Here is a 24938-nt window from a genome sequence, read left to right as displayed (position 1 = left end):
CCCAAGATCTGGAGTTTGAGTCATGCGCTCCTCGCTGACATCCGCCAACCGTGAGGGCTGGGCCTTTGCCTTGCCGGGGATCGTTCTGATCTTCGCCTTCATCATAACGCCCTTCATTCTGGCCTTTGGCTTTTCGCTCACCAATCAGCGGCTGATTTCGCCGAATCCGACGCGCTATGTCGGGCTGGAGAACTATCAGCAAATGCTGGGGCTGGCGTTCGTGTCGCTTGACGCCAAGCAAGACCCAAACGGCAAGGTCGCGACAGATCCGAGCGGCCATCCCGAATTTCCCCCACTGCGCACGATCACGCGCAACGCCGATACCCCGCAATATCGCGGCATGCAGGAATGGTTCCGCTGGGAGACGGGCACGCAAGCGCATCTGGTGATCGCGCGGGACGTGGTGTTCTGGAAGGCGCTGGTGAACACCTGCCTCTTCGTTCTGATCGTAGCACCAGTGCAGGCGGGTCTCGCCTTGGGGCTGGCCTTGTTGATCAACCAGAAATTGCGCGGGATCACACTGTTCCGAACGATTTATTTCATGCCCGTGGTGGTCTCGATTGTCGTGGTCTCGCTGTTGTGGCGCTTCATCTATGACGGGCATGACGGGCTGCTTAACAACATGCTTGCTGGGCTGAGTTTTGGGCATTTTCACCCGGTCGACTGGCTGGGCAACCCTCATACTGCACTGGGATCGATCATGGTGATGTCGATCTGGCAGGCCGTCGGGTTTCACATGGTGATCTGGCTGTCCGGGTTGCAAACGATCTCGCCCACGCTTTACGAGGCCGCCGCGATCGAGGGATCGTCGAGTTGGCAGACCTTTCGCTATGTGACCTGGCCGGGATTGCGCCATACGGCGGTGCTGGTGCTGATTGTGATCACCATGCAGTCCTTTGCGCTGTTCAGCCAGATCGACGTGATGACCAAGGGCGGACCGCTCGATTCCACGCAGACGTTGGTCTTTCAGGCCGTGCAGCGCGGCTACGGGCTGCAAGATATCGCCGGGGGCTCGACAATTTCGGTCATCTTGTTCGTGATCGTATTATCGATTTCGCTGTTGCAACGCTGGCTGACAAGGGAGCGTTGAGATGGCCGCTATTCATGCCGATAACCACCGCCTGCGGCTTGCCGTGCGCTACCTTGTGCTGATCCTGATCGCGGCGATCTTCATCTTCCCGCTGATGTTCATGGTCATGTCGAGCTTCAAGCCCAGCGATCAGCTGCTGTCAGATACCTCAAGCTTGCGGGCCTTTCTGCCAGTGGGCGATCTGAGCCTGCATAACTACATGGGCGCGTTTGAGCGCGCGCCGGTAGGGCTGTTCGTGTTCAACTCGATTTTCGTCACGGGTACGACGGTTCTGCTGTCGCTGCTCGTCTGTTCGCTGGCCGGGTTCTCCTTTGTTTTTCTGCAATGGCGGGGGCGCGACGTGATGCTGTCGATCGTTCTGGCCACGCTGATTGTGCCCTTTGAGACCATCGCGATTCCGCTGCTGCTGGAAGTGTCGAAACTGCCGTGGCTGGGCCTGTCCGGGCTGGAATGGGGCTGGCTCGATAGCTACCGCGTGCAGATCATTCCGTGGATCGCGGACGGGCTGACGATTTTCCTTTTCGTGCAGTATTTCAAGGGGCTGCCGGAGGAGCTGATCGAGGCGGCGCGGGTGGAGGGGGCCAGTTGGCTGCAGATCTATCTGCGTGTGGTCCTGCCGCTTTCGGGCCCGGTAATCGCCACCGCGGCGATCTTGAAATTCCTTGTGATGTACAACCAGTACCTCTGGCCGCTGATCGTCGTCCAGCAAGAGCAATATCGGCCCGTGATGGTCGGCCTGCAATATTTCTTCCAACTCAGCCCAGCCTGGGGCGAGATCATGGCTTACCTGACGCTGATCACGGTGCCGGTCCTCGCCTTTTACCTGGCGCTACAACGGGCGTTCATCGCCTCTATCGCCTCGACGGGCGTGAAAGGATAAGTCGATATGGTTCTCTCACTCGAAAACCAATGGGTCTGGGACAGCTGGTATGCCCATGATGGCGCGCGCTGGCATGCGTGGTTTCTCAAAGCCGACAAGTCGCTGGGCAATCCGGAGCTGCGTCACTTCAATGTCAGCCAAGGGCATGCCGTCTCGGATGATCTGAAAAACTGGCATCACTTGGGTACCTCGCTGGCCCCTGCGCCGAAACCCGCGTGGGACGACATGGTGACATGGACGGGCTCGGTGCTGCGCGATGAAGAGGGGCTGTGGCACCTGTTCTATACGGGTGGCCGGCGCTCTGAGCAGGCGCTGTATCAGCGTATCGGTCATGCCACGTCGCACGACTTGCATAATTGGACCCGGATCGGCGACGGGCTTTGTCTGGATATGACTGGCCCGAATGCGACCTTCTACGAGGCCGAGCACCAGCGCGGTCACTGGCATGACCGGGCAATGCGGGATCCGTGGGTTATGCGTGATCCAGCGGGTGAGGGCTGGCTGATGTATTTCACCGGCCGCGCCTCGGGGATCGCCGAGGGCAATGCCGCAGGGGCGATCGGCTTGGCAACCTCCCGCGATCTGATGCACTGGGAGTTGCAGCCCCCGGTGTTCACGGGCGGCTATGGCCAGCTTGAAGTGCCGCAGGTCTTCACGGTGAACGGTCGGTGGTATTGCCTGTTTTGCACCGCGGCCGAGCATTGGAGCGAAGCGCGCATCGCAGAGACCGGCATGATGCCAGTGACCGGAAACCACTATCTGATCGCCGAGGATCCGCGCGGGCCCTGGCGCATTGCGCCCGGATTTCTGGATGGCGCAAACCCGTGCCGGCGCTATGCCGCGCGCATTTTGCAGACCGAGGAGGGGCTGGTGATCATTGGCTTTGACGATAACGGGCGCGATGCGTTTGTGGGGCAGATCCGCGATCCTGAGCCGGTCCATGTCGATGCTGCGGGCTATCTGCAACTTGGGCCGCATCCTGACCAAGGAGGGGCGTGAGATGGCCGAGATCAAGCTGCGCGGATTGCGCAAATCTTATGGCGGGCATGAGGTGATCCGCGGCGTCGATATCGACATTGCGGACGGCGAGTTCTGCGTCTTTGTCGGGCCATCGGGCTGCGGAAAATCAACGCTTTTGCGGATGATCGCGGGGCTCGAGGACATCACCGATGGAACGCTCGAAATCGGTGGGCAGCGGGTGAACGAGGCGCAGCCGCGCGACCGCGGCGTCGCCATGGTGTTCCAAAATTATGCAATTTTTCCGCATATGAGCGTGCGCGAGAATATGGCCTTCGGGCTGACAATTGCCCATGCGTCGAAGGCGGAGAAGGCCGCGAAGGTCCAGCGCGCGGCCGAGATATTGCAGATGGAGCATCTGCTGGACCGTCGCCCAAGCCAACTCTCGGGCGGTCAGCGCCAACGGGTCGCGATCGGGCGGGCCATCACGCGCAATCCGGGGGTGTTCTTGTTCGATGAGCCGCTCTCGAACCTCGATGCGGCGCTGCGAATGGACATGCGCATGGAGATTGGGAAACTGCACAAGCAACTTGGCACGACGATGATCTATGTTACCCATGATCAGGTCGAGGCGATGACACTGGCCGATAAGATCATCGTGTTGCGCGATGGGCAGGTGATGCAGGCGGGCGCACCGATGGAACTGTATCAAAACCCGGTTAATCGTTTCGTGGCGGGCTTCCTTGGCGCGCCGTCGATGAATTTCCTCGACGTAGAGATTGTTGCGGCAGACAACGAGACCGCCAAGGTTGCGCGTCCTTCGATGGACCCGATCGTGGTGCCCACGCGTGGACGGCGCTTTGTTCCCGGCGCCCGCGCGGTGCTGGGCCTGCGCCCGCAACATATCTCGGCCTGCGCGCCCGATCAGGGTGTCTTACACGGTCAGGTCACTCTGACCGAACGGCTTGGGAGCGAGACGGTCGTCGATTTGGTGATGCAGGACGGCAAGAACGTGATCGCCGCGTTTGGCGAAGACAAAGAGTTCGAGCGCGGTCAGCGCGTCGATCTGATCTTCGCCCCTGAGCAGGCGCATCTATTCGAGCAGGAGAGCTGAAAGCGGAACTGATGGAGATTTTCTTTGCTTGCGTGAGTGCAGGTTCACTTCCATCAGAGGCGAAAGCGTTAAAACCTGAGCGACAAACAACCTAGTTCTCATGCAGCACAGCAAGTCTCACCCGCTCCCAAGTCGATTTCTAAACCCGTGATCGAGAAACCCTCTCTGCATCACGGGTGTGGCACGGCAGTGTTGATGTAACCGCTCTCTTTTGTGGATCGTTGCAGACCCACTTTGGCACATCGATGCCGTCGGAGGGCGGTTACATCATCACCGTCTTTTCCGGGCCGTTTTGGGTCAGGCTGATCATTGCGGCGGTCTTTGGGTTTCTGGCGTGGAGCGAAAGCCAGCAGGGGCGGAAATGGCTGACCGAGGCGCAGCGCGAGATGTTTATGCGCTGGGTGATTGCGCAAAAGATCTTTGGGTAGGGGCGGGCGTAATTACGGCGCGCTCAGCAGGTTGGCGAGGGCTGCGCTTGATTTGCCCGAAGTCGTGGCGATATCGCTGAGGCGCGCGCTGGTGTCGCGCACGGTGTAGCCGGCTTGGGTCAGCTTGGTGCCGAGGGCTTGCGCGCTGAGGCCTAGGATCGGGGCCGCGGCCTCTAGCGGGGCATCGAGCAGCTTTTGCGCCAAGGCGAATTGCGGCGGGCCACCGCGCGCGCCGCGACTTGAGGACGCGCCGATCTGGGGCACGACAAAGGCCAGAGCGGCCACCAGCGACACCGCCATCGCAATCGCCATCGGTGCGCGTTTGAGATAGCAGGTCATCGGCCGCCAATTGCGCCAGATATGCAGCACGAAAGGCACGATCAGCACCATCGACAGCCAAACATGCATGCTGTGAAACCAGTTGCTGCCCCAGTGAAAGAACAGCGCGATCCCCGAGATCAGCGAGACCAGAAACAGCCCGGTGTTCAGCGGCGTGGCGTAGCGATTGAGAAGGCTGGGCATGGCGGGCTCCTGTTGCGTCATAGGTCCATGCGCCAATGCGCGGCGCATGCAAGGATTAACGGTTCGATCCCCAGATCCCGTCGCGGGTTTCGGCGCAAAGCCGTCCTGCAGGGGCAGCAGGGCCACGTCAGCGCTGCGTTTCGGGGCAGGGGGCGCAAATGGGTTGAAATCCCGCCCCTCAGCGCGTATCTGGCAGCAGTTGCGCGCCGATGGTTGCGCCAAGACAGACAGGCAGGCGCCGCAAATGGGCGCGCTTTACAGGGATAACGATCATGGCGAACCCTCTTCAGTTTCTCCAGCAGGTGCGCTCGGAAGCGGGCAAGGTCACTTGGCCCTCGCGCCGCGAAGTGCTGCTGACGACCGGCATGGTGCTGGCGATGGCGGCGCTGACGGCACTGTTCTTTTCGCTGGTGGATTGGGTGATCCGTCTGGGTGTCAGCCAGATTATCGGAAGTTGATCGCGCTCGCCTGCGATTGCGTCAAACAGGGCGAGATCGCGCGAACGCGTCTTTAACGGTCTTGAAATCATTGGCGCACGGCGGTATGGGAGCGGAACTTTCCCAGAGGCGGCGTGCATCGATTCGCGTGGTGCGCGCTGTTTTTTGTTCGGGGCGTGCGGGCTAACCCGCTGCAAGATTTGAATTTTACGGCGCTCTTGCGTCGGTATGAAGGGGCTAAGGTCGGCATGGCGAAGCGTTGGTATTCGGTGAGCGTTCTCTCGAATTTCGAGAAGAAAGTGGCCGAGGGGATCCGTCAGGCTGTTATCGATCAGGGTCTTGAGGACCAGATCGAAGAAGTCTTGGTGCCCACGGAAGAAGTAATCGAAGTCCGTCGCGGCAAGAAAGTCACCTCTGAGCGGCGCTTCATGCCGGGCTATGTGCTGGTGCGCATGGAGATGACCGACAAGGGCTATCACCTTGTGAACTCGCTCAACCGGGTCACCGGGTTTCTGGGGCCGCAAGGCCGCCCGATGCCGATGGGCGATGCCGAGGTGAACCGTATCCTCAGCCGTGTCGATGAGACCGGCGAGGCCGCTGCTCCGCGCAACCTGATCTTCTTCGAGATCGGCGAGAACGTGAGCGTGACCGACGGCCCGTTCGAGGGTTTCTCGGGCATGGTCGAGGAAGTGGACGAGGCGGCAAGCCGTCTGAAGGTGACGGTGTCGATCTTTGGTCGGCCCACGCCGGTCGAATTGGAATTCACGCAGGTGCAGAAAACCGCCTGAGTGTAACCCGTGGGAGGCGAGGGGCCCTGAGAGCAGGCATCCCCGGACCGGACCACTAAACTTCGCGCCCCTTCGGGTGTGACAGTGATAAGGAGAGGGCCAAATGGCCAAGAAAGTAGTTGGGCAGCTGAAGCTGCAAATCGCGGCTGGTGCGGCAAATCCGTCCCCGCCCGTCGGTCCTGCGCTGGGTCAGCGCGGCATCAATATCATGGAATTCTGCAAGGCGTTTAACGCCAAAACGCAGGAAATGGACAAGCAGGCGAAGATCCCGACGGTCATCACCTATTACGCTGACAAGTCCTTCACCTTTGAGATCAAGCAGCCGACGGCGAGCTTCTTCATCAAGCAAGCTGCTGGCCTCAAGCCGGTTGGCAAGCGCAACCGTCCGAAGGGCTCTGAGGCCCCCGGTCGTGTGACCGCTGCGACGATCACCGCGGCTCAAGTGCGTCAGATCGCTGAAGCGAAAATGTCTGACCTGAACGCCAACGACATCGAAGGCGCGATGAACATCATCCTCGGCTCGGCGAAGTCGATCGGTATCGAGGTGAAAGGGTAAGTCATGGCAAAGCTCGGTAAACGGACCAAAGCCGCCCGCGAAGCTTTCGCTGGCAAAGACAACCTCTCGATCAAAGAGGCCGTGGCGCTGATCAAGTCGAACGCACATGCGAAATTCGACGAGACGCTGGAAATCGCGATGAACTTGGGCGTTGACCCGCGTCACGCAGACCAGATGGTGCGCGGCGTTGTCGCCCTGCCCAACGGCACCGGTAAAACCGTGCGCGTGGCTGTGTTCGCTCGTGGGGCCAAAGCCGATGAGGCACAGGCAGCCGGGGCTGACATCGTTGGCGCCGAAGACCTGATGGAAACCATCCAGTCGGGCAAGATCGAATTCGATCGCTGCATTGCAACCCCGGACATGATGCCGCTCGTCGGTCGTCTGGGCAAGGTGCTGGGCCCGCGCAACCTGATGCCGAACCCCAAGGTTGGCACGGTGACGATGGATGTCGCAACGGCTGTGGCTGCGGCCAAAGGCGGCGAAGTCCAGTTCAAGGTTGAGAAGGCTGGCGTCATCCATGGCGGCATCGGCAAGGTGTCGTTCTCGGAAGACAAACTGGTTGAGAACGTGCGCGCCTTCGTGGAAGCCGTTTCGAAAGCTCGCCCCGCTGGCGCGAAGGGCACCTATCTGAAGAAGGTGTCGCTGAGCTCCACGATGGGCCCGGGCGTGTCGCTGGACGTCGCGTCCGCAAGCGGCAACTAACAGAATTCCACCGGGAAACCGGTGGATGGTGGGGCGGGTGTCTTGTACAACCGCCCTGACCTGTCCGAGACGGAGGGTGCCGGGAAACTGGCTTAATTTCCTTCCTGAGATGGGGATCGAGACCATTTCCGGGGTAAGCCGCTTGGCTGATCTCGGGCGATCTGGCCTCGGGCCCTTTCGGACCCGACCCCGGGAAACCGGGAAAATGAGAGCCGGGGGGAAACCCCCATACTTGGAGTGTAACTGTGGATAGAGCCCAAAAAGAGAAAGTGGTCGAGGAACTCGGCCAGATCTTCGCAAGCTCTGGCGTCGTAGTGGTTGCCCACTACGAGGGTATGACGGTTGCCAATATGCAGGACCTGCGGGCGCGCATGCGCGAAGCTGGCGGGTCGGTTCGCGTTGCCAAGAACAAGCTCGCCAAGATCGCCCTTGAAGGTCAGCCCTGCGCAAGCATCGCTGATTACCTGACGGGCATGACCGTGCTTTCCTACTCGGATGATCCCGTTGCTGCGGCGAGGGTGGTTGTCAAGTACGCCAAGGAAAACGAGAAACTCTCGATCCTTGGTGGTTCTATGGGAGAGTCGGCTCTGGATATCGCCGGTGTGAAAGCCGTCGCCGATATGCCCTCGCGCGAAGAGCTTCTTGCTCAGATCGCGTCGTGCATTGGTGCGCCTGCAAGCAACATCGCCGGTGCCATTGGCGCGCCTGCAAGCAACATCGCGAGCATCCTGTCCTCGATCGAGGAAAAGGCTGCTTAAGCAATCGACATGTCCCGTAGCGGCTTGAAACCGCGACGTTGGAACCCCAAATCTAGGAACTGAGAAATGGCTGATCTGAAAAAACTCGCCGAAGAAATCGTGGGCCTGACCCTTCTGGAAGCCCAGGAACTGAAAACCATCCTCAAAGACGAGTATGGCATCGAGCCCGCCGCTGGTGGCGCTGTGATGATGGCTGGCCCGGCAGCAGCTGGCGAAGCTGCTGAAGAGAAAACCGAATTCGACGTCGTTCTCGTCGAAGCCGGCGCTCAGAAAATCAACGTGATCAAAGAAGTTCGCGGCATCACGGGCCTCGGCCTGAAAGAAGCCAAAGACCTCGTTGAGGCTGGCGGCAAGGTCAAAGAAGGCGCGTCGAAAGGCGAAGCTGAAGAGATCCAGAAAAAACTTGAAGCAGCTGGCGCGAAAGTCGAGCTCAAGTAATTTCGCCGGATGCGCTCGCATCCGACATGAGATAGGGCTGGGTCCGGGAATTTCCGGGCCCAGCCGAACCTGTCTTGGAGAGGGCTTTGGCCTGTTAGAAGCCCTCTCCAAGGCGGTGTTCGCGGTTCGGGAGCTATCCGGTGGGACGGATGGCAGGTATGGAACCGCCCCCCTTCATTCGCCTTGCGGCGTGCAATGGGCCCCGACATTGCGCAGCCGCGAAGAGACGAAAGGTCACGCAGAGCATGGCTCAAGCTTACGTTGGTCAGAAACGCATCCGTCGCTATTACGGCAAAATCCGTGAAGTCCTTGAAATGCCGAACCTCATTGAGGTTCAGAAATCCTCATACGATCTGTTCCTGCGCTCGGGGGAGGCTGATCAGCCCACCGATGGCGACGGGATTCAGGGCGTCTTCCAATCGGTTTTCCCGATCAAGGATTTCAACGACAACGCCATTCTGGAGTTCGTGAAATACGAGCTTGAGAAGCCGAAATACGATGTCGAAGAGTGTCAAAACCGCGACATGACCTACGCAGCGCCCCTCAAGGTGACGCTGCGTTTGATCGTGTTTGATATCGACGAAGATACCGGCGCGCGCTCGGTCAAAGACATCAAAGAACAAGACGTTTTCATGGGCGACATGCCCTTGATGACCAATAACGGGACGTTCATCGTGAACGGCACCGAGCGTGTCATCGTGAGCCAGATGCACCGCAGCCCCGGCGTGTTCTTTGACCATGACCGCGGCAAGACCCACAGCTCGGGCAAGCTGCTGTTTGCCTGCCGCATCATTCCCTATCGCGGCTCGTGGCTGGATTTCGAATTCGACGCCAAAGATCTGGTGTTCGCACGCATCGACCGTCGCCGCAAACTGCCGGTGACGACGCTTCTGTATTCTCTGGGCCTCGATCAGGAAAGCATCATGGATGCTTACTACGAGACCGTGAGCTACACCGCCAAAGGCAAATCCGGCTGGGTGACCAAGTTCTTCCCCGACCGGATGCGCGGCACCCGTCCGACCTTTGATCTGGTCGATGCGGCAAGCGGCGAAGTGATCTTGAAAGCGGGCGAGAAAGCGACCCCGCGCATGGTCAAGAAATGGCGCGATGACGATGCGATCCCCGAGCTGTTGGTGCCCTTCGATCATATCCTGGGCCGCTATTGCGCCAAGGATATCATCAACGAAGAGACCGGCTTCATCTATATTGAAGCGGGCGATGAGCTGACGGCGGAATACAACAAAGACGGTGAGCTGTCGGGTGGTTCGGTCAAGGTGCTCGTGGATAACGGCATCACCGAAGTGCCGATCCTTGACATCGATAACGTCAATGTCGGCCCCTATATCCGCAACACGATGGCGGCGGATAAGAACCTCAACCGCGAAACCGCGTTGATGGATATTTACCGCGTGATGCGTCCGGGTGAGCCCCCGACCGTTGAGGCGGCCGAAGGTCTGTTCAACCAGCTGTTCTTTGATTCCGATCGCTATGACCTGTCCGCTGTTGGCCGGGTGAAGATGAACATGCGTCTCAATCTGGATGCGCCCGATACCCAGCGCACGCTGCGTCGCGAAGACATCATCGCCTGTATCCGCGGGCTGGTGGAATTGCGTGACGGCAAGGGCGAGATCGACGATATCGACCATCTCGGCAACCGCCGGGTGCGCTCGGTCGGCGAGCTGATGGAAAATCAGTATCGCGTCGGTCTGCTGCGTATGGAACGCGCGATCAAGGAACGTATGTCCTCGGTCGAGATCGACACGGTGATGCCGCAAGATCTGATCAACGCGAAACCGGCTGCGGCTGCGGTGCGTGAATTCTTCGGCTCGTCGCAGCTGAGCCAGTTCATGGACCAAACCAACCCGCTGTCGGAAGTCACCCACAAACGCCGTCTCTCGGCGCTTGGCCCGGGTGGTCTGACGCGCGAACGTGCCGGTTTTGAGGTGCGCGACGTTCACCCGACCCACTACGGTCGGATGTGCCCGATTGAAACGCCGGAAGGTCAGAACATTGGTCTGATCAACTCGCTGGCCACTTTCGCCCGCGTGAACAAGTATGGCTTCATCGAAACGCCTTATCGCAAGGTCGAAGACGGCAAGGTCACCGATGAGGTGGTCTATATGTCGGCCACCGAGGAAATGCGTCACACCGTGGCGCAGGCCAACGCGACGCTGGATGAAAACAACAAGTTCACCAGCGATTTGATCTCGACGCGTCAGTCGGGCGAATACTCGCTCAACCCGCCCGAGGTGATTGACCTGATCGACGTCTCGCCCAAGCAGCTGGTTTCGGTTGCCGCGGCGCTGATCCCGTTCCTTGAAAATGACGATGCTAACCGGGCCTTGATGGGCTCGAACATGCAACGTCAGGCGGTTCCGCTTCTGCGCTCCGAGGCTCCGTTCGTGGGCACCGGGATGGAAGCGATCGTGGCGCGCGATTCTGGCGCGGCGATCATGGCCAACCGTGGTGGTATCATCGACCAGGTGGACGCACAGCGGATCGTTATCCGCGTGACCGACAACCTTGAAGCGGGCGATCCGGGCGTGGACATCTACCGTCTGCGCAAGTTCAAACGCTCCAACCAGTCCTCGACGATCAACCAGCGTCCTGTCGTCAAAGTTGGCGACCGGGTGCAAAAAGGTCAGGTCGTGGCCGACGGTCCGTCCACCGATCAAGGTGAGCTGGCTATCGGGCGCAACGTGATCGTCGCGTTCATGCCGTGGAATGGCTACAACTACGAAGACTCGATCCTGATTTCTGAGCGCATTCACCGCGATGACGTGTTCACCTCGATCCATATCGACGAATACGAAGTAGCGGCGCGCGACACGAAACTGGGGCCGGAAGAGATCACCCGCGACATTCCCAACGTCGGTGAGGAAGCCCTGCGCAACCTCGACGAGGCCGGGATTGTTTATATCGGTGCCGAAGTTGGCCCGGGTGACATTCTGGTCGGCAAGATCACTCCGAAGGGCGAAAGCCCGATGACGCCGGAAGAAAAGCTTCTGCGCGCCATCTTCGGGGAGAAGGCCAGCGACGTGCGCGATACCTCGCTGCGTTTGCCGCCGGGTGCGTTTGGCACGATCGTCGAAGTGCGTGTCTTCAACCGCCATGGTGTGGAAAAAGACGAGCGCGCACTGCAGATCGAGCGGGAAGAAGTCGAACGTCTCGCACGCGACCGCGACGACGAGCTGGCGATCCTCGAGCGCAACATCTACGCGCGTCTGCGCACGCTGATCATGGGCAAAAAGGCTGTCAAAGGCCCCAAAGGCGTCAAGCCGGGTTCCGAGATCAACGAAGAGCTGCTTGGCACATTGTCCAAAGGTCAGTGGTGGCAGCTTGCCCTTGAAGACGAGGGTGACGCGAAAGAGGTCGAGGCGCTCAACGATCAGTTCGAGGCGCAGAAACGCGCTCTTGATCTGCGCTTTGAAGACAAGGTCGAGAAAGTCCGTCAGGGCGACGATCTGCCTCCGGGCGTGATGAAGATGGTCAAGGTGTTCGTGGCTGTGAAGCGCAAGCTTCAGGCAGGCGACAAGATGGCTGGTCGTCACGGCAACAAAGGTGTCGTGTCCAAGGTCGTGCCGGTCGAGGATATGCCTTTCCTCGCCGACGGGACGCCGGTTGACTTGGTGCTGAACCCGCTGGGCGTGCCGTCGCGCATGAACGTCGGTCAGATCCTTGAAACCCATATGGGTTGGGCATCGCGCGGTCTGGGCATCCAGATCGACGAGGCAATCCGGGCCTATCGCCGCGATGGCGACATGACCCCGGTCAAGGCTGCGATGCGTCACGGCTATGGCGATGAGACCTTTGAAGAGGCCTTCTCGGACATGGACGATGAAGGCCTGCTGGAAAGCGCGGAAACCGTTCGCGGTGGCGTGCCGATTGCAACCCCGGTCTTTGACGGGGCGAAAGAGGCCGACATCAATGACGCGTTGACGCGTGCGGGCTTTAGCGAGTCCGGTCAGTCGGTGGTGTTCGATGGCCGCTCGGGCGAGCAATTCGCCCGCAAGGTCACGGTTGGGGTGAAGTACTTCCTCAAGCTGCACCACTTGGTCGATGACAAGATGCACGCCCGTTCGACCGGTCCGTACTCGCTTGTCACGCAGCAGCCGCTGGGTGGTAAGGCGCAGTTCGGTGGTCAGCGTCTGGGTGAGATGGAGGTTTGGGCACTCGAAGCGTACGGTGCCGCCTACACCTTGCAAGAGATGCTGACGGTCAAATCCGATGACGTGGCTGGCCGTACCAAAGTCTATGAGTCGATCGTCAAGGGCGAGGACAATTTCGAAGCCGGCGTGCCGGAATCGTTCAACGTTCTCGTCAAAGAGGTCCGGGGCCTTGGCCTCAATATGGAACTCCTGGATGCGGAGGACGACGAGTGAGGGCTTAGGCCCTCACTCCCTCCCCTCTGCCCTCATTCAAGGATTTACAGATGAACCAGGAACTGACGCAAAACCCGTTCAACCCGCTTGCGCAGCCGAAAGCTTTTGACGAGATCAAGATCTCGCTGGCTTCGCCGGAGCGGATCCTGTCATGGTCGTTTGGCGAAATCAAAAAGCCCGAGACCATCAACTACCGCACGTTCAAACCCGAGCGTGACGGCCTGTTCTGCGCACGCATCTTTGGCCCGATCAAAGATTACGAATGCCTGTGCGGCAAATATAAGCGGATGAAATATCGCGGCGTCGTCTGCGAGAAATGCGGCGTCGAAGTGACACTGCAAAAGGTCCGCCGCGAGCGTATGGGCCATATCGAGCTGGCCTCGCCGGTCGCGCATATCTGGTTCCTCAAGTCGCTGCCCTCGCGCATCGCCTTGATGCTGGACACCACGCTGCGCAGCCTTGAGCGGATTCTCTACTTTGAGAACTTCGTCGTGATCGAGCCCGGTCTGACCGATCTGACCTATGGTCAGTTGATGACCGAGGAAGAGTATCTCGACGCGCAGGACGCTTATGGCGCCGACGCCTTCACCGCCAATATCGGCGCTGAGGCCATTCGTGAAATGCTGGCAGCGGTCGACCTTGAGGCGACTGCCGAGCAGCTGCGCGAAGAGCTGAAGGAAGCCACGGGCGAGCTGAAGCCGAAGAAGATCATCAAGCGTTTGAAGATCGTCGAAAGCTTCCTCGAGTCGGGCAACCGCCCCGAATGGATGGTGCTGACGGTGCTGCCGGTGATCCCGCCGGAACTGCGCCCGCTGGTGCCGCTTGATGGTGGCCGCTTCGCGACCTCGGATCTCAACGATCTTTATCGTCGCGTGATCAACCGCAACAACCGTCTCAAGCGGCTCATTGAGCTGCGCGCGCCCGATATCATCGTGCGCAACGAAAAGCGGATGTTGCAGGAATCGGTCGATGCGCTGTTTGACAACGGCCGTCGGGGTCGCGTGATCACGGGCACCAACAAGCGCCCGCTGAAATCGCTGTCCGACATGCTGAAAGGGAAGCAAGGTCGCTTCCGTCAGAACCTTTTGGGTAAGCGCGTGGACTTCTCGGGTCGTTCGGTCATCGTGACCGGTCCCGAGCTGAAACTGCATCAGTGCGGTCTGCCCAAGAAGATGGCGCTCGAGCTGTTCAAGCCGTTCATCTATTCGCGTCTTGAGGCGAAGGGGCTGTCCTCTACCGTCAAACAGGCCAAGAAACTGGTCGAAAAAGAGCGCCCCGAAGTGTGGGATATCCTCGATGAGGTGATCCGCGAACACCCGGTGCTGCTCAACCGTGCGCCGACGCTACACCGTCTGGGCATCCAAGCGTTTGAACCGATGCTGATCGAAGGTAAGGCCATTCAGCTGCACCCGCTGGTTTGCTCGGCCTTTAACGCTGACTTTGACGGCGACCAAATGGCCGTGCACGTCCCGCTGAGCCTTGAGGCCCAGCTTGAAGCGCGCGTCTTGATGATGTCGACCAACAACGTGCTGTCGCCTGCCAACGGTGCGCCGATTATCGTGCCTTCGCAGGATATGATTCTGGGTCTTTACTATGTGACCATGGAACGCAAAGGCATGAAGGGCGAAGGCATGGCCTTTGGCTCGGTCGAGGAAGTGGAACACGCGCTCAATGCGGGCGAAGTGGGTCTGCATGCCAAGATCACCTGCCGTGTGAAGCAGATCGACGAAACCGGCAACGAGGTGTTCCAACGCTTCGAAACCACGCCGGGCCGCTGCCGTCTTGGTAGCTTGCTGCCGCTGAATGCGAAGGCACCGTTCGAACTGGTTAACCGTCTGCTGCGTAAGAAAGACGTGCAGAACACGATCGACACCGTCTACCGCTATTGCGGTCAGAAAGAGTCGGTTATTTTCTGTGACCAGATCATGGGCATGGGCTTCCGCGAGGCGTTCAAGGCGGGCATTTCGTTCGGCAAGGACGACATGGTTATCCCCGACAACAAGTGGGACATCGTTGAAGGCGTTCGCGATCAGGTCAAAGATTTCGAACAGCAATATATGGACGGCCTGATCACCCAAGGTGAGAAATACAACAAGGTCGTTGATGCTTGGTCGAAATGTAACGATCAGGTCACGGACGCGATGATGAACACCATCTCCGCGCCCAAATACGATGAGAATGGCGCAGAAATGGAACCGAACTCGGTTTACATGATGGCGCACTCGGGCGCGCGTGGCTCGGTCACCCAGATGAAACAGCTGGGCGGGATGCGCGGCCTTATGGCCAAGCCGAATGGCGAGATCATCGAAACGCCGATCATCTCGAACTTTAAAGAAGGCCTGACCGTTCTCGAGTACTTCAACTCGACTCACGGCGCTCGTAAGGGTCTGTCCGATACCGCGCTTAAGACAGCGAACTCGGGCTATCTGACGCGGCGTCTGGTGGACGTGGCGCAGGACTGCATCGTGCGCAGCCATGACTGTGGCACCGATCGTGCGATCACCGCGTCTGCGGCGGTCAATGACGGTGAAATCGTCTCGCCGCTGTCCGAGCGTATCTTGGGCCGTGTCGCTGCCGATGACGTCAACGTGCCGGGCACCGATGAGGTGCTGGTGCGCGCAGGCGAGTTGATCGACGAGCGCAAGGCTGATGCGGTCGAACAGGCGGGCGTGCAATCTGTGCGCATCCGCTCGGCGCTGACCTGTGAGGCCGAAGAAGGCGTTTGCGCGCTGTGCTATGGTCGTGACCTCGCACGTGGCACGCTGGTGAACCAAGGCGAAGCGGTGGGTATCATTGCCGCGCAGTCGATCGGGGAACCCGGCACGCAGCTGACGATGCGGACCTTCCACTTGGGCGGCGTTGCTCAGGGTGGTTCGCAATCGTTCCTGGAAGCCAGCCAAGAAGGTAAGATTGAGTTCCGCAATGCGAACCTGATCACCAACGAGGCAGGCGACCAGATCGTGATGGGCCGCAACATGCAGATCGCGATCGTCAACGATCAGGGCGAAGAGCTGGCCAGCCACAAGATCGGTTACGGTACCAAGGTCTTTGTCACCGACGGTGCGCCGATCAAGCGCGGCGACAAGCTGATCGAATGGGATCCCTACACCCTGCCGATCATCGCCGAGAAAGCCGGTTTGGCACGCTTCGTTGATCTCGTTTCGGGCATCTCGGTGCGCGAAGATACCGATGATGCGACCGGCATGACCCAGAAGATCGTGGCGGATTGGCGTTCGGCACCCAAAGGCAACGACCTCAAGCCCGAGGTTCTGATCCTGGGTGAAGATGGCGAACCGGTGCGCAACGATGCGGGCAACCCGGTGACCTACACGATGTCGGTGGACGCGATCCTGTCGGTCGAAGACGGCCAGCAGGTCAAGGTCGGTGACGTTGTGGCGCGGATTCCGCGTGAAGGTGCCAAGACCAAGGACATCACCGGTGGTCTGCCGCGTGTGGCCGAACTCTTTGAGGCACGTCGTCCCAAGGATCACGCGATCATCGCCGAAATTGATGGCTATGTACGCTTTGGCAAGGACTACAAGAACAAGCGCCGGCTCTCGATTGATCCGCGCGACGAAGGTCTTGAGCCCGCCGAATACATGGTGCCGAAAGGCAAGCACATCCCGGTGCAGGAAGGCGACTTCGTGCAGAAGGGTGACTACATCATGGATGGCAACCCGGCGCCGCATGACATCTTGCGCATCATGGGGATTGAGGCTTTGGCCGATTACCTCATCGACGAAGTGCAGGACGTCTATCGACTGCAGGGCGTGAAGATCAACGATAAGCATATCGAAGTGATCGTTCGCCAGATGCTGCAGAAGATCGAGATCCTCGATTCCGGTGAATCGACCCTTCTCAAAGGCGAGAATGTCGATAAGGCCGAGTTCGAAGAGGAGAACGCCAAGGTTGTGGCGCGTGGCGGTCGTCCGGCAACGGGTGAACCGGTGCTGTTGGGGATCACCAAGGCGTCGCTGCAAACGCGCAGCTTCATCTCGGCGGCTTCGTTCCAGGAAACCACGCGTGTTCTCACCGAGGCGTCGGTGCAGGGCAAGCGCGACAAGCTGGTCGGTCTCAAGGAAAACGTCATCGTGGGTCGCCTGATCCCGGCGGGCACGGGTGGTGCAACCACGCGGGTGCGCAAGATCGCAACCGAGCGCGACAACAAGGTCATCGAGACGCGTCAAGCCGAGGCTGCCGAGGCCGCAGCGCTTGCCGCCCCGGTCGAGGTCGAGCCCGATTTTGGCCCGGTCGAAACGCCGGAAAGCCGCGATTGATCCCAGCCTTGAACGGCTGAACTGATACGACCCCGTGCGAGCCTCTCGCGCGGGGTTTTTCTTTGCCCTATGATCGGGTCAACGGGCGGGGCGCATGCGGGCAGCGTGCCGCGACGCCAGCAGAGAAAGGGCGCGATATGTTGAAAATAGCGACACTGGCTTTGGCTTTGCTTGGGACCACGGGAACGGGCGTTTGGGCCGGACCTTACAGCGATGGCGAGACACAGTTGCGTCAGGCCTACGGCGCCTATCGCGCAGCCTTGTTTCTAAGCAATCAGGGAAAAGAGCCCGAAACCGAAGCCGCGCTTGGCAAATTTCAGGCCGCTTGGAGCACGCTGGCCACGCAATGGCGCAGCGCGCCACCGCCGCAATATGGCGATGATCCCAAGTTGGACGCGACGCTCACGCAGGTCTCTGACATTGTGCGCAAGGCCGAGGGGCAGGTCGCGGACGGGGCCTTGGCCCCTGCGCATGAAACGCTTGAACAGGTGCGCTATGCTTTGGGGGATTTGCATACCCGCAACGGGGTGATCGGGTTCTCGGACCGCATGAACGCCTATCACGCCGAAATGGAGGAGGTGCTGGGGCGCAACTACGCCGCGATGGGCAGCGAGGCGGGCGCGCAACTGATCGAGGATGCCGCGATCCTGCGCTATCTTGCGATCCAGATCGTGCAAAACCCCGCCCCCGAAGCCAACGATCCCGCCTACCAAAAGCTGGTCGATGGGCTCGCCATCAGTGCCGCGAATTTTTATGACGCGGCACTTTCGGGCAAGCTGCCCGTCGCACTTGCCGCGCGTGCGCAATTAAAGCCGTCTTACGCAAGGCTATTCGCGAAATTCGGCTGATCTGTGCGCTGACGAAGCCGTGGGTCTGCCCCAAGGATCGTTTACAAGGCGCGGCGGCGCAGATATGAGGGGCCAATCCTGCGCCGCCCCAAGCGAGTTCCGGCCCCATGCCCGAGATTTCCATCGTCATCCCCGCCAAGAACGAGGCGTCCAATATCGCCGCCCTGCTCGATGAGATCGACGCAGCCTGCGCACCGGTGTGCGATTACGAGGTGATTGTGATCAATGACGGCTCGGATGACGGGATGGGCGAGATCGTTCAGGCGCGCATGGCCGATCATCCCAACCTGCGCTTGCTGCATCACGCCAAATCGGGTGGCCAAAGTGCCGGGGTGCATTCGGGCGTGATGGCCGCGAAGGGCGCGATCATCTGCACGCTGGATGGCGATGGGCAAAACCCGCCCAGCGAGTTGCCCGCGCTGATGGCGCCTTTGCGCGCGCCCGGCTCTGAGGCGATCGGTTTGGTCGCGGGTCAACGGGTCGGGCGGCAAGATACGTTGTCCAAGAAACTGGCCTCGAAATTCGCCAATGCGATCCGCTCAGCGATCCTCAAGGATGGCACGCGCGACACCGGCTGTGGGCTTAAGGCATTTCGGCGTGAGGCCTTCTTGGCGCTGCCCTATTTCAATCACATGCACCGCTATCTGCCCGCGCTGTTTGCGCGTGATGGCTGGGAAGTGGCGCATGTCGATGTCACCCACCGCTCGCGCGGGGGCGGGGCGTCCAACTACAACAATTTGCAACGTGGCCTTGTCGGCATCGTCGATCTGATGGGCGTGGCTTGGTTGTTGCGCCGCCGCAAGCGCGCACGCGCCACCGAAGCTGCGCGCAAGGAGTGAGCCCCATGCAATGGCTGATGAATATGCTTCACGTCGACAGCATAACAGAGCTGTGGTGGGTCGTCTTCGGCCTGCTGGCGCAGTTGATGTTCACCGGGCGCTTCATTGTGCAATGGATCGCCTCCGAACGGCAGCGCGATTCCGTGGTGCCGGTCGCGTTTTGGTATTTCTCGCTGGCGGGCGGGCTGATGCTGTTCAGCTATGCTGTCTATCGCCATGACCCGGTGTTCATTCTCGGGCAGTCGCTGGGCGTGTTCATCTATTCCCGCAATCTTTGGCTGATCCATGCCAAACGTCGCCGCGAAGCCTGATCCTCGGGGCTGGTTTGGCCCCGCGCTGGCACTGGTCGCCGCAGCCACGGTTTTGCGGCTGATCGCGCTGGCCTTTGATCACACCGACCTGTTCGTCGATGAGACGCAATATTGGCTTTGGGGTCAGCATCTTGATTTCGGATATTACTCCAAGCCGCCGCTGATTGGCTGGCTGATCCGGGCGGTAACCGAGCTGGCGGGCTCTGATGCGCCGTTCTGGGTGCGGATGCCGGGAGCGGTGCTGCATGGGGCGACGGCGCTGGTGCTGGGCGCGCTTGCGGGGCGGATTGCGGGGCGCAGTGCGGCGTTCTGGGCGGCGACGATCTATGTGACGCTGCCCTTCGTGGCGCTCGGCTCGGTGCTGATCTCGACCGATACGGTGATGGCACCGTTTTATGCGTTGGCGCTGCTGTTTGCCCATCGCGCCGCGCGCGGGGGCGGGCTGCAGAATGCGCTGGTGGCGGGTCTGTGCGCCGGGCTGGCCTTCATGGCGAAATACGCCGCGATCTATTTGATCCCGGGTCTGGCGCTGGCCGCGCTGGTCAGCTCCGCTTGGCGGATCGGCTGGCGCAATGCGCTGGCGATGGTGGTGATGGCCGTGCTGGTGATCGCGCCCAATATTGTGTGGAATCTGACCCATGATCTGACGACCGTGTCGCATACGATGGACAATGTCGGCTGGGTGCGCACCGGGGCGATGCTGAACTTCGACTCGATGAGCGATTTCCTGGGCAGCCAATTCGCGGTGTTTGGCCCGCTGACCTTTGTTGCGCTGCTGGTCGGCTATGGCAGTTGGGGCGATCCCGACAAGCGCGGCTTGACGATGCTATCGGTCCCGCCACTGGTGGCGGTGACGATCGAGGCGCTGCTGGATCGCGCCTATGCCAACTGGGCAATCGCGGCCTATTTCGCGGGCACGGTTCTGGTGGTGCTGGTGATGGGGCGGCGCTGGCGGATTGCCGCGCTGGTGGTGAATCTGATCATCGCGATTGCGATCCCGCTGCTGACCGTGCTGGCACCTTGGCCCGATCCCAATGATGAACCGCTGCTGAACCGCTGGCTGGGACGAGTCGATTTGAGCGATCAGATCCTTGATCTTGCCCAGACCAATCACGTGCCGATCTATTCGGCCAACCGCGATATTCTGGCCGATCTGTACTATGCCGGGCGCGATGAGAACGTGGTGATCTATGCGCCCAATCCTCAAAGACGCGCGCAGAGTTATTACGAACAGATGTGGCCGTTGCCCGAGGACTATACCGGCAAACTGCTGGTGATTGCGACGACGCCGCCCGATTGCGGCGACGGTCCGGTGGCGCCGTTGGCCGGCTTGGATGCAACTGGAACCTGGGCCGGCAAAGGCTATGCCCCTTATCTCGTGGAGGCACGCTGTGTCCGTTCCCAAAATTGATCTCGCGCGCAGCGGCTGGGTGCTGCTGGCGCTTTGGCTTGGCGCGCTGGTGCTGTTTCGCGCGGCCCCCGGCGTCGATCTGTTCGTGACGGGGCTGTTTTACCGCGCCGATACCGGGTTTTCGGTGATCACCAATCCGCTTTGGGAATGGCTGCGTCAGCGGATCTGGGATCTCGCGATTTTGGTGTTTCTGGCATCGCTGATCTGCTGGCCGCTGGCGCTGTGGAAGGGCAGGGCGGTGGCGCGGCTCAGTGCGCGGGCTTGGGGCTTTGTGCTGGGGCTGTTTTTCTTTGCACCGGTGGTGATCGTGAATGGGCTGCTCAAGCCCAATTCGGGGCGCGCGCGCCCGGCCAATGTCGATCTGTTTGGCGGCACGCATCATTTCTCGATTGCGGGCGATTTCACCGATCAATGCACGCGCAACTGTTCCTTCGTTTCGGGCGAGGTTTCGGCGGCGGTGGCGTTGAGCGTGGTGATCTGGCTGGGTGCCGAGGCGATGCGCGACCGACTGCCGCGCTGGGGGCTGCTATATATCCGCGCAACCGCCGTGTTTATCAGCGCCTTTATTACCCTGCAGCGAGTGGGCACGGGGCGGCATTTCCTGTCGGACGCGTTTTTCGCTGGCATGATCAGTCTCAGCGTGGCGTGGCTGCTCTGGGGGCTGATCTTTGGCGACTGGCTTGCGCGCTTGCAGGCTTGGCGCGCGCGTGGGTCGCGCAGTTGACAAGGCATCCGACTCCCCCTATACGCCGCGCTACCTGACGGGTGCATTGTGTCTGCCGGGTCACCGATTTCTAGTGGTCACGATCCGGGCCCATAGCCCCGATCCTCTGGAATTCAACGCAGTCTCCTCTGCCTTCGGGTGGGGAGGGTGTGAATTGGCGTTTCGCGAATGGGCGCGAAATACCGTCGAGAAGTGGCGCATCCGAGACCGGGTGCGAGTATTGACAAGCAGATACGGGGAACCGGAATGCCAACGATTCAACAGCTGATCCGCAAGCCGCGGCAGCCGAAAGTGAAGGGCTCGAAATCGCAGCACCTTCAGCAGTGCCCGCAAAAACGCGGCGTCTGCACGCGCGTCTATACAACGACGCCGAAGAAACCGAACTCCGCTATGCGTAAGGTCGCCAAGGTGCGCCTGACGAATGGCTTCGAGGTCATCTCTTACATCCCGGGCGAAAAGCACAACCTGCAAGAGCACTCCGTTGTGCTCATCCGCGGCGGTCGTGTGAAAGACCTTCCGGGCGTTCGTTACCATATCCTGCGCGGTGTGCTCGATACGCAAGGTGTTAAAGACCGTCGTCAACGCCGTTCGAAATACGGCGCGAAGCGTCCGAAGTAAGGAGATCACCACATGTCTCGTCGTCACGCCGCTGAAAAGCGCGAAGTTTTGCCGGACGCCAAGTATGGTGACCGCATTCTCACCAAATTCATGAACAACCTGATGATCGACGGCAAAAAATCTGCCGCCGAGCGGATCGTCTATAGCGCGTTGAGCCGCGTCGAGGGCAAGCTGAAGCGCGAGCCCATCGAAGTGTTCCACGAAGCGCTGGAAAACGTGAAGCCGTCTGTCGAAGTGCGTTCGCGTCGCGTCGGTGGTGCCACCTATCAGGTGCCCGTCGAAGTGCGTCCGATCCGCCGTGAAGCGCTGGCAATCCGCTGGCTCATCACCGCCGCGAAAAACCGCAACGAGAACACGATGGAAGAGCGCCTTGCAGGCGAGCTTCTGGACGCTGTCAACTCGCGCGGCACGGCTGTGAAAAAGCGCGAAGACACGCATAAGATGGCCGACGCGAACAAAGCGTTCAGCCACTACCGCTGGTAAAAACGGAAGGACGCCATTATGGCTCGCGAATATCCGCTTACATTCTACCGTAACTTCGGGATCATGGCGCACATCGACGCGGGTAAAACCACGACGACTGAGCGGATCCTGTATTACACCGGCAAATCGCACAAGATCGGCGAAGTGCACGATGGTGCCGCAACCATGGACTGGATGGAACAAGAGGCCGAGCGCGGCATCACCATCACCTCGGCTGCGACCACCACCTTCTGGGAGCGCACCGAAACCGGTACCGAGGCACAGACGCCCAAGCACCGCTTCAACATCATCGACACCCCCGGCCACGTTGACTTCACCATCGAAGTTGAGCGTTCGCTGGCTGTGCTTGACGGTGCTGTTGCCTTGCTGGACGCCAACGCCGGTGTCGAACCCCAAACCGAAACCGTGTGGCGTCAAGCTGACCGCTACAAGGTTCCGCGGATGGTGTTCGTTAACAAGATGGACAAAATCGGCGCGGATTACTTCAACTGCGTGAAGATGATCAAGGATCGCACGGGCGCTACCCCGGTTCCGGTCAACTTCCCGATCGGTTCGGAAGATAATCTCGAAGGCATCGTTGACCTGATCACCATGGAAGAATGGGTTTGGGAAGGCGAGGATCTGGGCGCGTCCTGGTTCCGTCGTCCGATCCGTGACTCGCTCAAGGCAACCGCTGACGAATGGCGTTCGCACCTGATCGAGAACGCGGTCGAGCAAGACGATGACGCGATGATGGCCTATCTCGAAGGCGAAGAGCCCGACGTTGATACGCTGCGCAAGCTGGTCCGCAAGGGCACGCTGTCGCTGTCCTTCGTGCCGGTTCTGGGTGGTTCGGCGTTCAAAAACAAAGGCGTGCAGCCTCTGTTGAACGCTGTGATCGACTTCCTGCCCTCGCCGCTCGACGTTCCCGCTTACATGGGCTTCTCGCCTGATGATGAAACGGAAGAGCGTAACATCGCGCGTCACGCTGACGACGATGAGCCGCTGTCGGGTCTGGCCTTCAAGATCATGAACGACCCCTTCGTGGGCACGCTCACCTTCACGCGCCTCTACTCGGGCAAAATGAAGAAGGGTGACTCGATCCTGAATGCCACCAAAGGTCGGAAAGAGCGCATCGGTCGTATGATGATGATGCACTCCAACAACCGCGACGAGATCGATGAAGCCTTTGCTGGTGACATCATCGCGCTGGCCGGTCTGAAAGAAACCACCACCGGTGACACCCTGTGTGACATCAACAACCAGGTGGTTCTGGAAACGATGACCTTCCCCGATCCGGTTATCGAGATCGCGGTTGAGCCGAAGACGAAAGCCGACCAAGAAAAGATGGGCCTCGCTTTGGCACGTCTGGCCGCCGAAGACCCGTCCTTCCGCGTCGAAACCGACATCGAGTCGGGTCAGACGATCATGAAGGGCATGGGCGAACTTCACCTCGACATTCTTGTTGATCGCATGAAGCGTGAATTCAAGGTTGAGGCGAATATCGGTGCCCCGCAGGTTGCTTATCGTGAGACGATCAGCCACGCGACCGAGATCGACTATACGCACAAGAAACAGACCGGTGGTACCGGCCAGTTCGCGCGCGTGAAGCTTGAAATCACTCCGACGGAGCCGGGCGAGGGTTACTCGTTCGAATCCAAGATCGTGGGTGGTTCGGTGCCGAAGGAATATATTCCGGGCGTCGAGAAGGGCATCAAATCGGTCATGGATTCCGGTCCGCTTGCCGGCTTCCCGGTTATCGACTTCAAAGTTCAGCTCCTTGATGGTGCGTTCCACGACGTCGACTCCTCGGTGTTGGCATTTGAGATCGCTTCGCGCGCTGCGATGCGCGAAGGTCTGCGCAAGGCTGGGGCAAAACTGCTTGAGCCGATGATGAAAGTCGAAGTGGTCACGCCGGAAGAATATACCGGTTCGATCATTGGCGACCTGACCTCGCGTCGGGGCCAGGTGCAAGGACAAGAGACCCGCGGCAACGCGATCGTCATCAACTCCTTCGTGCCGCTCGCCAATATGTTCGGCTACATCAACAACCTGCGCTCGATGTCCTCGGGCCGGGCGGTGTTCACAATGATCTTTGATCACTACGAGCCCGTGCCGCAGAACATCTCTGACGAGATCCAGAAGAAATACGCGTAAGGGTTTGGCGCCGGGAAACCGGCGCCTCCCCCACGTCCCGAAATGACAGGAGGCCATCATGGCAAAGGAAAAGTTCCAACGTAACAAACCGCACGTCAACATCGGCACGATTGGCCACGTTGACCACGGCAAGACGACGCTGACGGCGGCGATCACCAAGTATTTTGGTGACTTCAAGGCCTATGACCAGATCGACGGCGCGCCCGAAGAAAAGGCACGTGGCATCACGATCTCGACCG

At 59.9% G+C, this 24938-nt stretch carries 23 protein-coding genes; 22 read left to right on the top strand and 1 reads right to left on the bottom strand.

The window, feature by feature from the left end; translation table 11 throughout:
- Window positions 1-22 precede the first annotated feature (22 nt).
- The 5 genes from AB4874_RS18445 (at window position 23) to AB4874_RS18425 (ending at window position 4469) form a co-directional block, all read left to right on the top strand.
- Window positions 23-1090, top strand: a complete 1068-nt coding sequence (locus tag AB4874_RS18445; protein ID WP_368393083.1) for a carbohydrate ABC transporter permease — start codon at window positions 23-25, stop codon at window positions 1088-1090.
- A gap of 1 nt (window position 1091) precedes the next feature.
- The gene (locus AB4874_RS18440; protein ID WP_368393082.1) at window positions 1092-1970 is read left to right on the top strand and encodes a carbohydrate ABC transporter permease; all 879 of its coding nucleotides are present in this window, start codon (window positions 1092-1094) and stop codon (window positions 1968-1970) included.
- Between the two features lie 6 nt (window positions 1971-1976).
- Complete coding sequence (locus tag AB4874_RS18435) at window positions 1977-2969, top strand: glycoside hydrolase family protein (protein WP_368393081.1); 993 nt, start codon at window positions 1977-1979, stop codon at window positions 2967-2969.
- Between the two features lies 1 nt (window position 2970).
- Window positions 2971-4041 carry an ABC transporter ATP-binding protein gene (locus AB4874_RS18430; RefSeq protein WP_438273502.1) on the top strand — a complete coding sequence of 357 codons (1071 nt, stop codon included), beginning with the start codon at window positions 2971-2973 and terminating at the stop codon, window positions 4039-4041.
- A 245-nt stretch (window positions 4042-4286) separates the two neighbouring features.
- A complete protein-coding gene (locus tag AB4874_RS18425; RefSeq protein WP_368393079.1) occupies window positions 4287-4469 on the top strand; it encodes a hypothetical protein in 183 nt (60 codons plus the stop codon).
- Between the two features lie 12 nt (window positions 4470-4481).
- Here AB4874_RS18425 and AB4874_RS18420 read toward each other — a convergent pair whose 3' ends face one another.
- Window positions 4482-4991, bottom strand: coding sequence for a DUF4405 domain-containing protein (locus AB4874_RS18420; RefSeq protein WP_368393078.1), 510 nt, complete (start codon window positions 4989-4991; stop codon window positions 4482-4484).
- Window positions 4992-5263: 272 nt separating this feature from the next.
- Here AB4874_RS18420 and secE point away from each other — a divergent pair, with 272 nt between their 5' ends.
- The 17 genes from secE to AB4874_RS18335 form a co-directional block, all read left to right on the top strand.
- Window positions 5264-5449 carry a preprotein translocase subunit SecE gene (secE, locus tag AB4874_RS18415; protein WP_295533084.1) on the top strand — a complete coding sequence of 62 codons (186 nt, stop codon included), beginning with the start codon at window positions 5264-5266 and terminating at the stop codon, window positions 5447-5449.
- A gap of 227 nt (window positions 5450-5676) precedes the next feature.
- Window positions 5677-6216 carry a transcription termination/antitermination protein NusG gene (gene nusG, locus AB4874_RS18410; protein WP_038131524.1) on the top strand — a complete coding sequence of 180 codons (540 nt, stop codon included), beginning with the start codon at window positions 5677-5679 and terminating at the stop codon, window positions 6214-6216.
- A gap of 103 nt (window positions 6217-6319) precedes the next feature.
- On the top strand, window positions 6320-6772 hold the full coding sequence (gene rplK / locus AB4874_RS18405) for a 50S ribosomal protein L11 (RefSeq protein ID WP_295533083.1): 453 nt from the start codon (window positions 6320-6322) through the stop codon (window positions 6770-6772).
- Between the two features lie 3 nt (window positions 6773-6775).
- Window positions 6776-7474, top strand: coding sequence for a 50S ribosomal protein L1 (gene rplA, locus AB4874_RS18400; RefSeq protein ID WP_368393077.1), 699 nt, complete (start codon window positions 6776-6778; stop codon window positions 7472-7474).
- Between the two features lie 245 nt (window positions 7475-7719).
- On the top strand, window positions 7720-8232 hold the full coding sequence (rplJ, locus tag AB4874_RS18395; protein WP_295533081.1) for a 50S ribosomal protein L10: 513 nt from the start codon (window positions 7720-7722) through the stop codon (window positions 8230-8232).
- 66 nt (window positions 8233-8298) lie between these two features.
- Window positions 8299-8670: a 50S ribosomal protein L7/L12 gene (rplL, locus tag AB4874_RS18390; RefSeq protein WP_295533080.1), complete on the top strand. Its 372-nt coding sequence runs from the start codon at window positions 8299-8301 to the stop codon at window positions 8668-8670.
- Between the two features lie 245 nt (window positions 8671-8915).
- A complete protein-coding gene (rpoB, locus tag AB4874_RS18385; protein WP_368393076.1) occupies window positions 8916-13052 on the top strand; it encodes a DNA-directed RNA polymerase subunit beta in 4137 nt (1378 codons plus the stop codon).
- 50 nt (window positions 13053-13102) lie between these two features.
- The gene (rpoC, locus tag AB4874_RS18380; protein WP_295533078.1) at window positions 13103-17329 is read left to right on the top strand and encodes a DNA-directed RNA polymerase subunit beta'; all 4227 of its coding nucleotides are present in this window, start codon (window positions 13103-13105) and stop codon (window positions 17327-17329) included.
- A 137-nt stretch (window positions 17330-17466) separates the two neighbouring features.
- Window positions 17467-18177, top strand: coding sequence for a hypothetical protein (locus tag AB4874_RS18375; protein WP_368393075.1), 711 nt, complete (start codon window positions 17467-17469; stop codon window positions 18175-18177).
- A gap of 107 nt (window positions 18178-18284) precedes the next feature.
- On the top strand, window positions 18285-19016 hold the full coding sequence (locus AB4874_RS18370) for a glycosyltransferase family 2 protein (RefSeq protein WP_368393074.1): 732 nt from the start codon (window positions 18285-18287) through the stop codon (window positions 19014-19016).
- A gap of 5 nt (window positions 19017-19021) precedes the next feature.
- Window positions 19022-19327: a lipid-A-disaccharide synthase N-terminal domain-containing protein gene (locus tag AB4874_RS18365; RefSeq protein WP_295533075.1), complete on the top strand. Its 306-nt coding sequence runs from the start codon at window positions 19022-19024 to the stop codon at window positions 19325-19327.
- A complete protein-coding gene (locus AB4874_RS18360) occupies window positions 19302-20738 on the top strand; it encodes an ArnT family glycosyltransferase (protein ID WP_368393073.1) in 1437 nt (478 codons plus the stop codon). Before AB4874_RS18365 ends, AB4874_RS18360 begins: the two co-directional genes overlap by 26 nt.
- Complete coding sequence (locus AB4874_RS18355; protein ID WP_368393072.1) at window positions 20719-21462, top strand: phosphatase PAP2 family protein; 744 nt, start codon at window positions 20719-20721, stop codon at window positions 21460-21462. The genes AB4874_RS18360 and AB4874_RS18355 overlap by 20 nt, the downstream gene beginning before the upstream one ends.
- Before the next feature lie 246 nt (window positions 21463-21708).
- Complete coding sequence (gene rpsL / locus AB4874_RS18350) at window positions 21709-22080, top strand: 30S ribosomal protein S12 (protein ID WP_038131511.1); 372 nt, start codon at window positions 21709-21711, stop codon at window positions 22078-22080.
- Window positions 22081-22092: 12 nt separating this feature from the next.
- Window positions 22093-22563 carry a 30S ribosomal protein S7 gene (rpsG, locus tag AB4874_RS18345; protein ID WP_038131509.1) on the top strand — a complete coding sequence of 157 codons (471 nt, stop codon included), beginning with the start codon at window positions 22093-22095 and terminating at the stop codon, window positions 22561-22563.
- An 18-nt stretch (window positions 22564-22581) separates the two neighbouring features.
- Entirely contained in the window at window positions 22582-24699 is a 2118-nt protein-coding gene (gene fusA, locus AB4874_RS18340; RefSeq protein ID WP_295533072.1) for an elongation factor G, read from the top strand.
- A gap of 58 nt (window positions 24700-24757) precedes the next feature.
- Window positions 24758-24938: GTP-binding protein (locus AB4874_RS18335; RefSeq protein WP_368392620.1), on the top strand; the 181-nt coding region annotated here is incomplete at its 3' end.

The sequence above is a fragment of the Thioclava arctica genome (genome assembly GCF_040892615.1).
Taxonomy (GTDB): Bacteria; Pseudomonadota; Alphaproteobacteria; order Rhodobacterales; family Rhodobacteraceae; genus Thioclava; species Thioclava arctica.
This window is presented reverse-complemented; position numbering and strand designations above follow the sequence as displayed.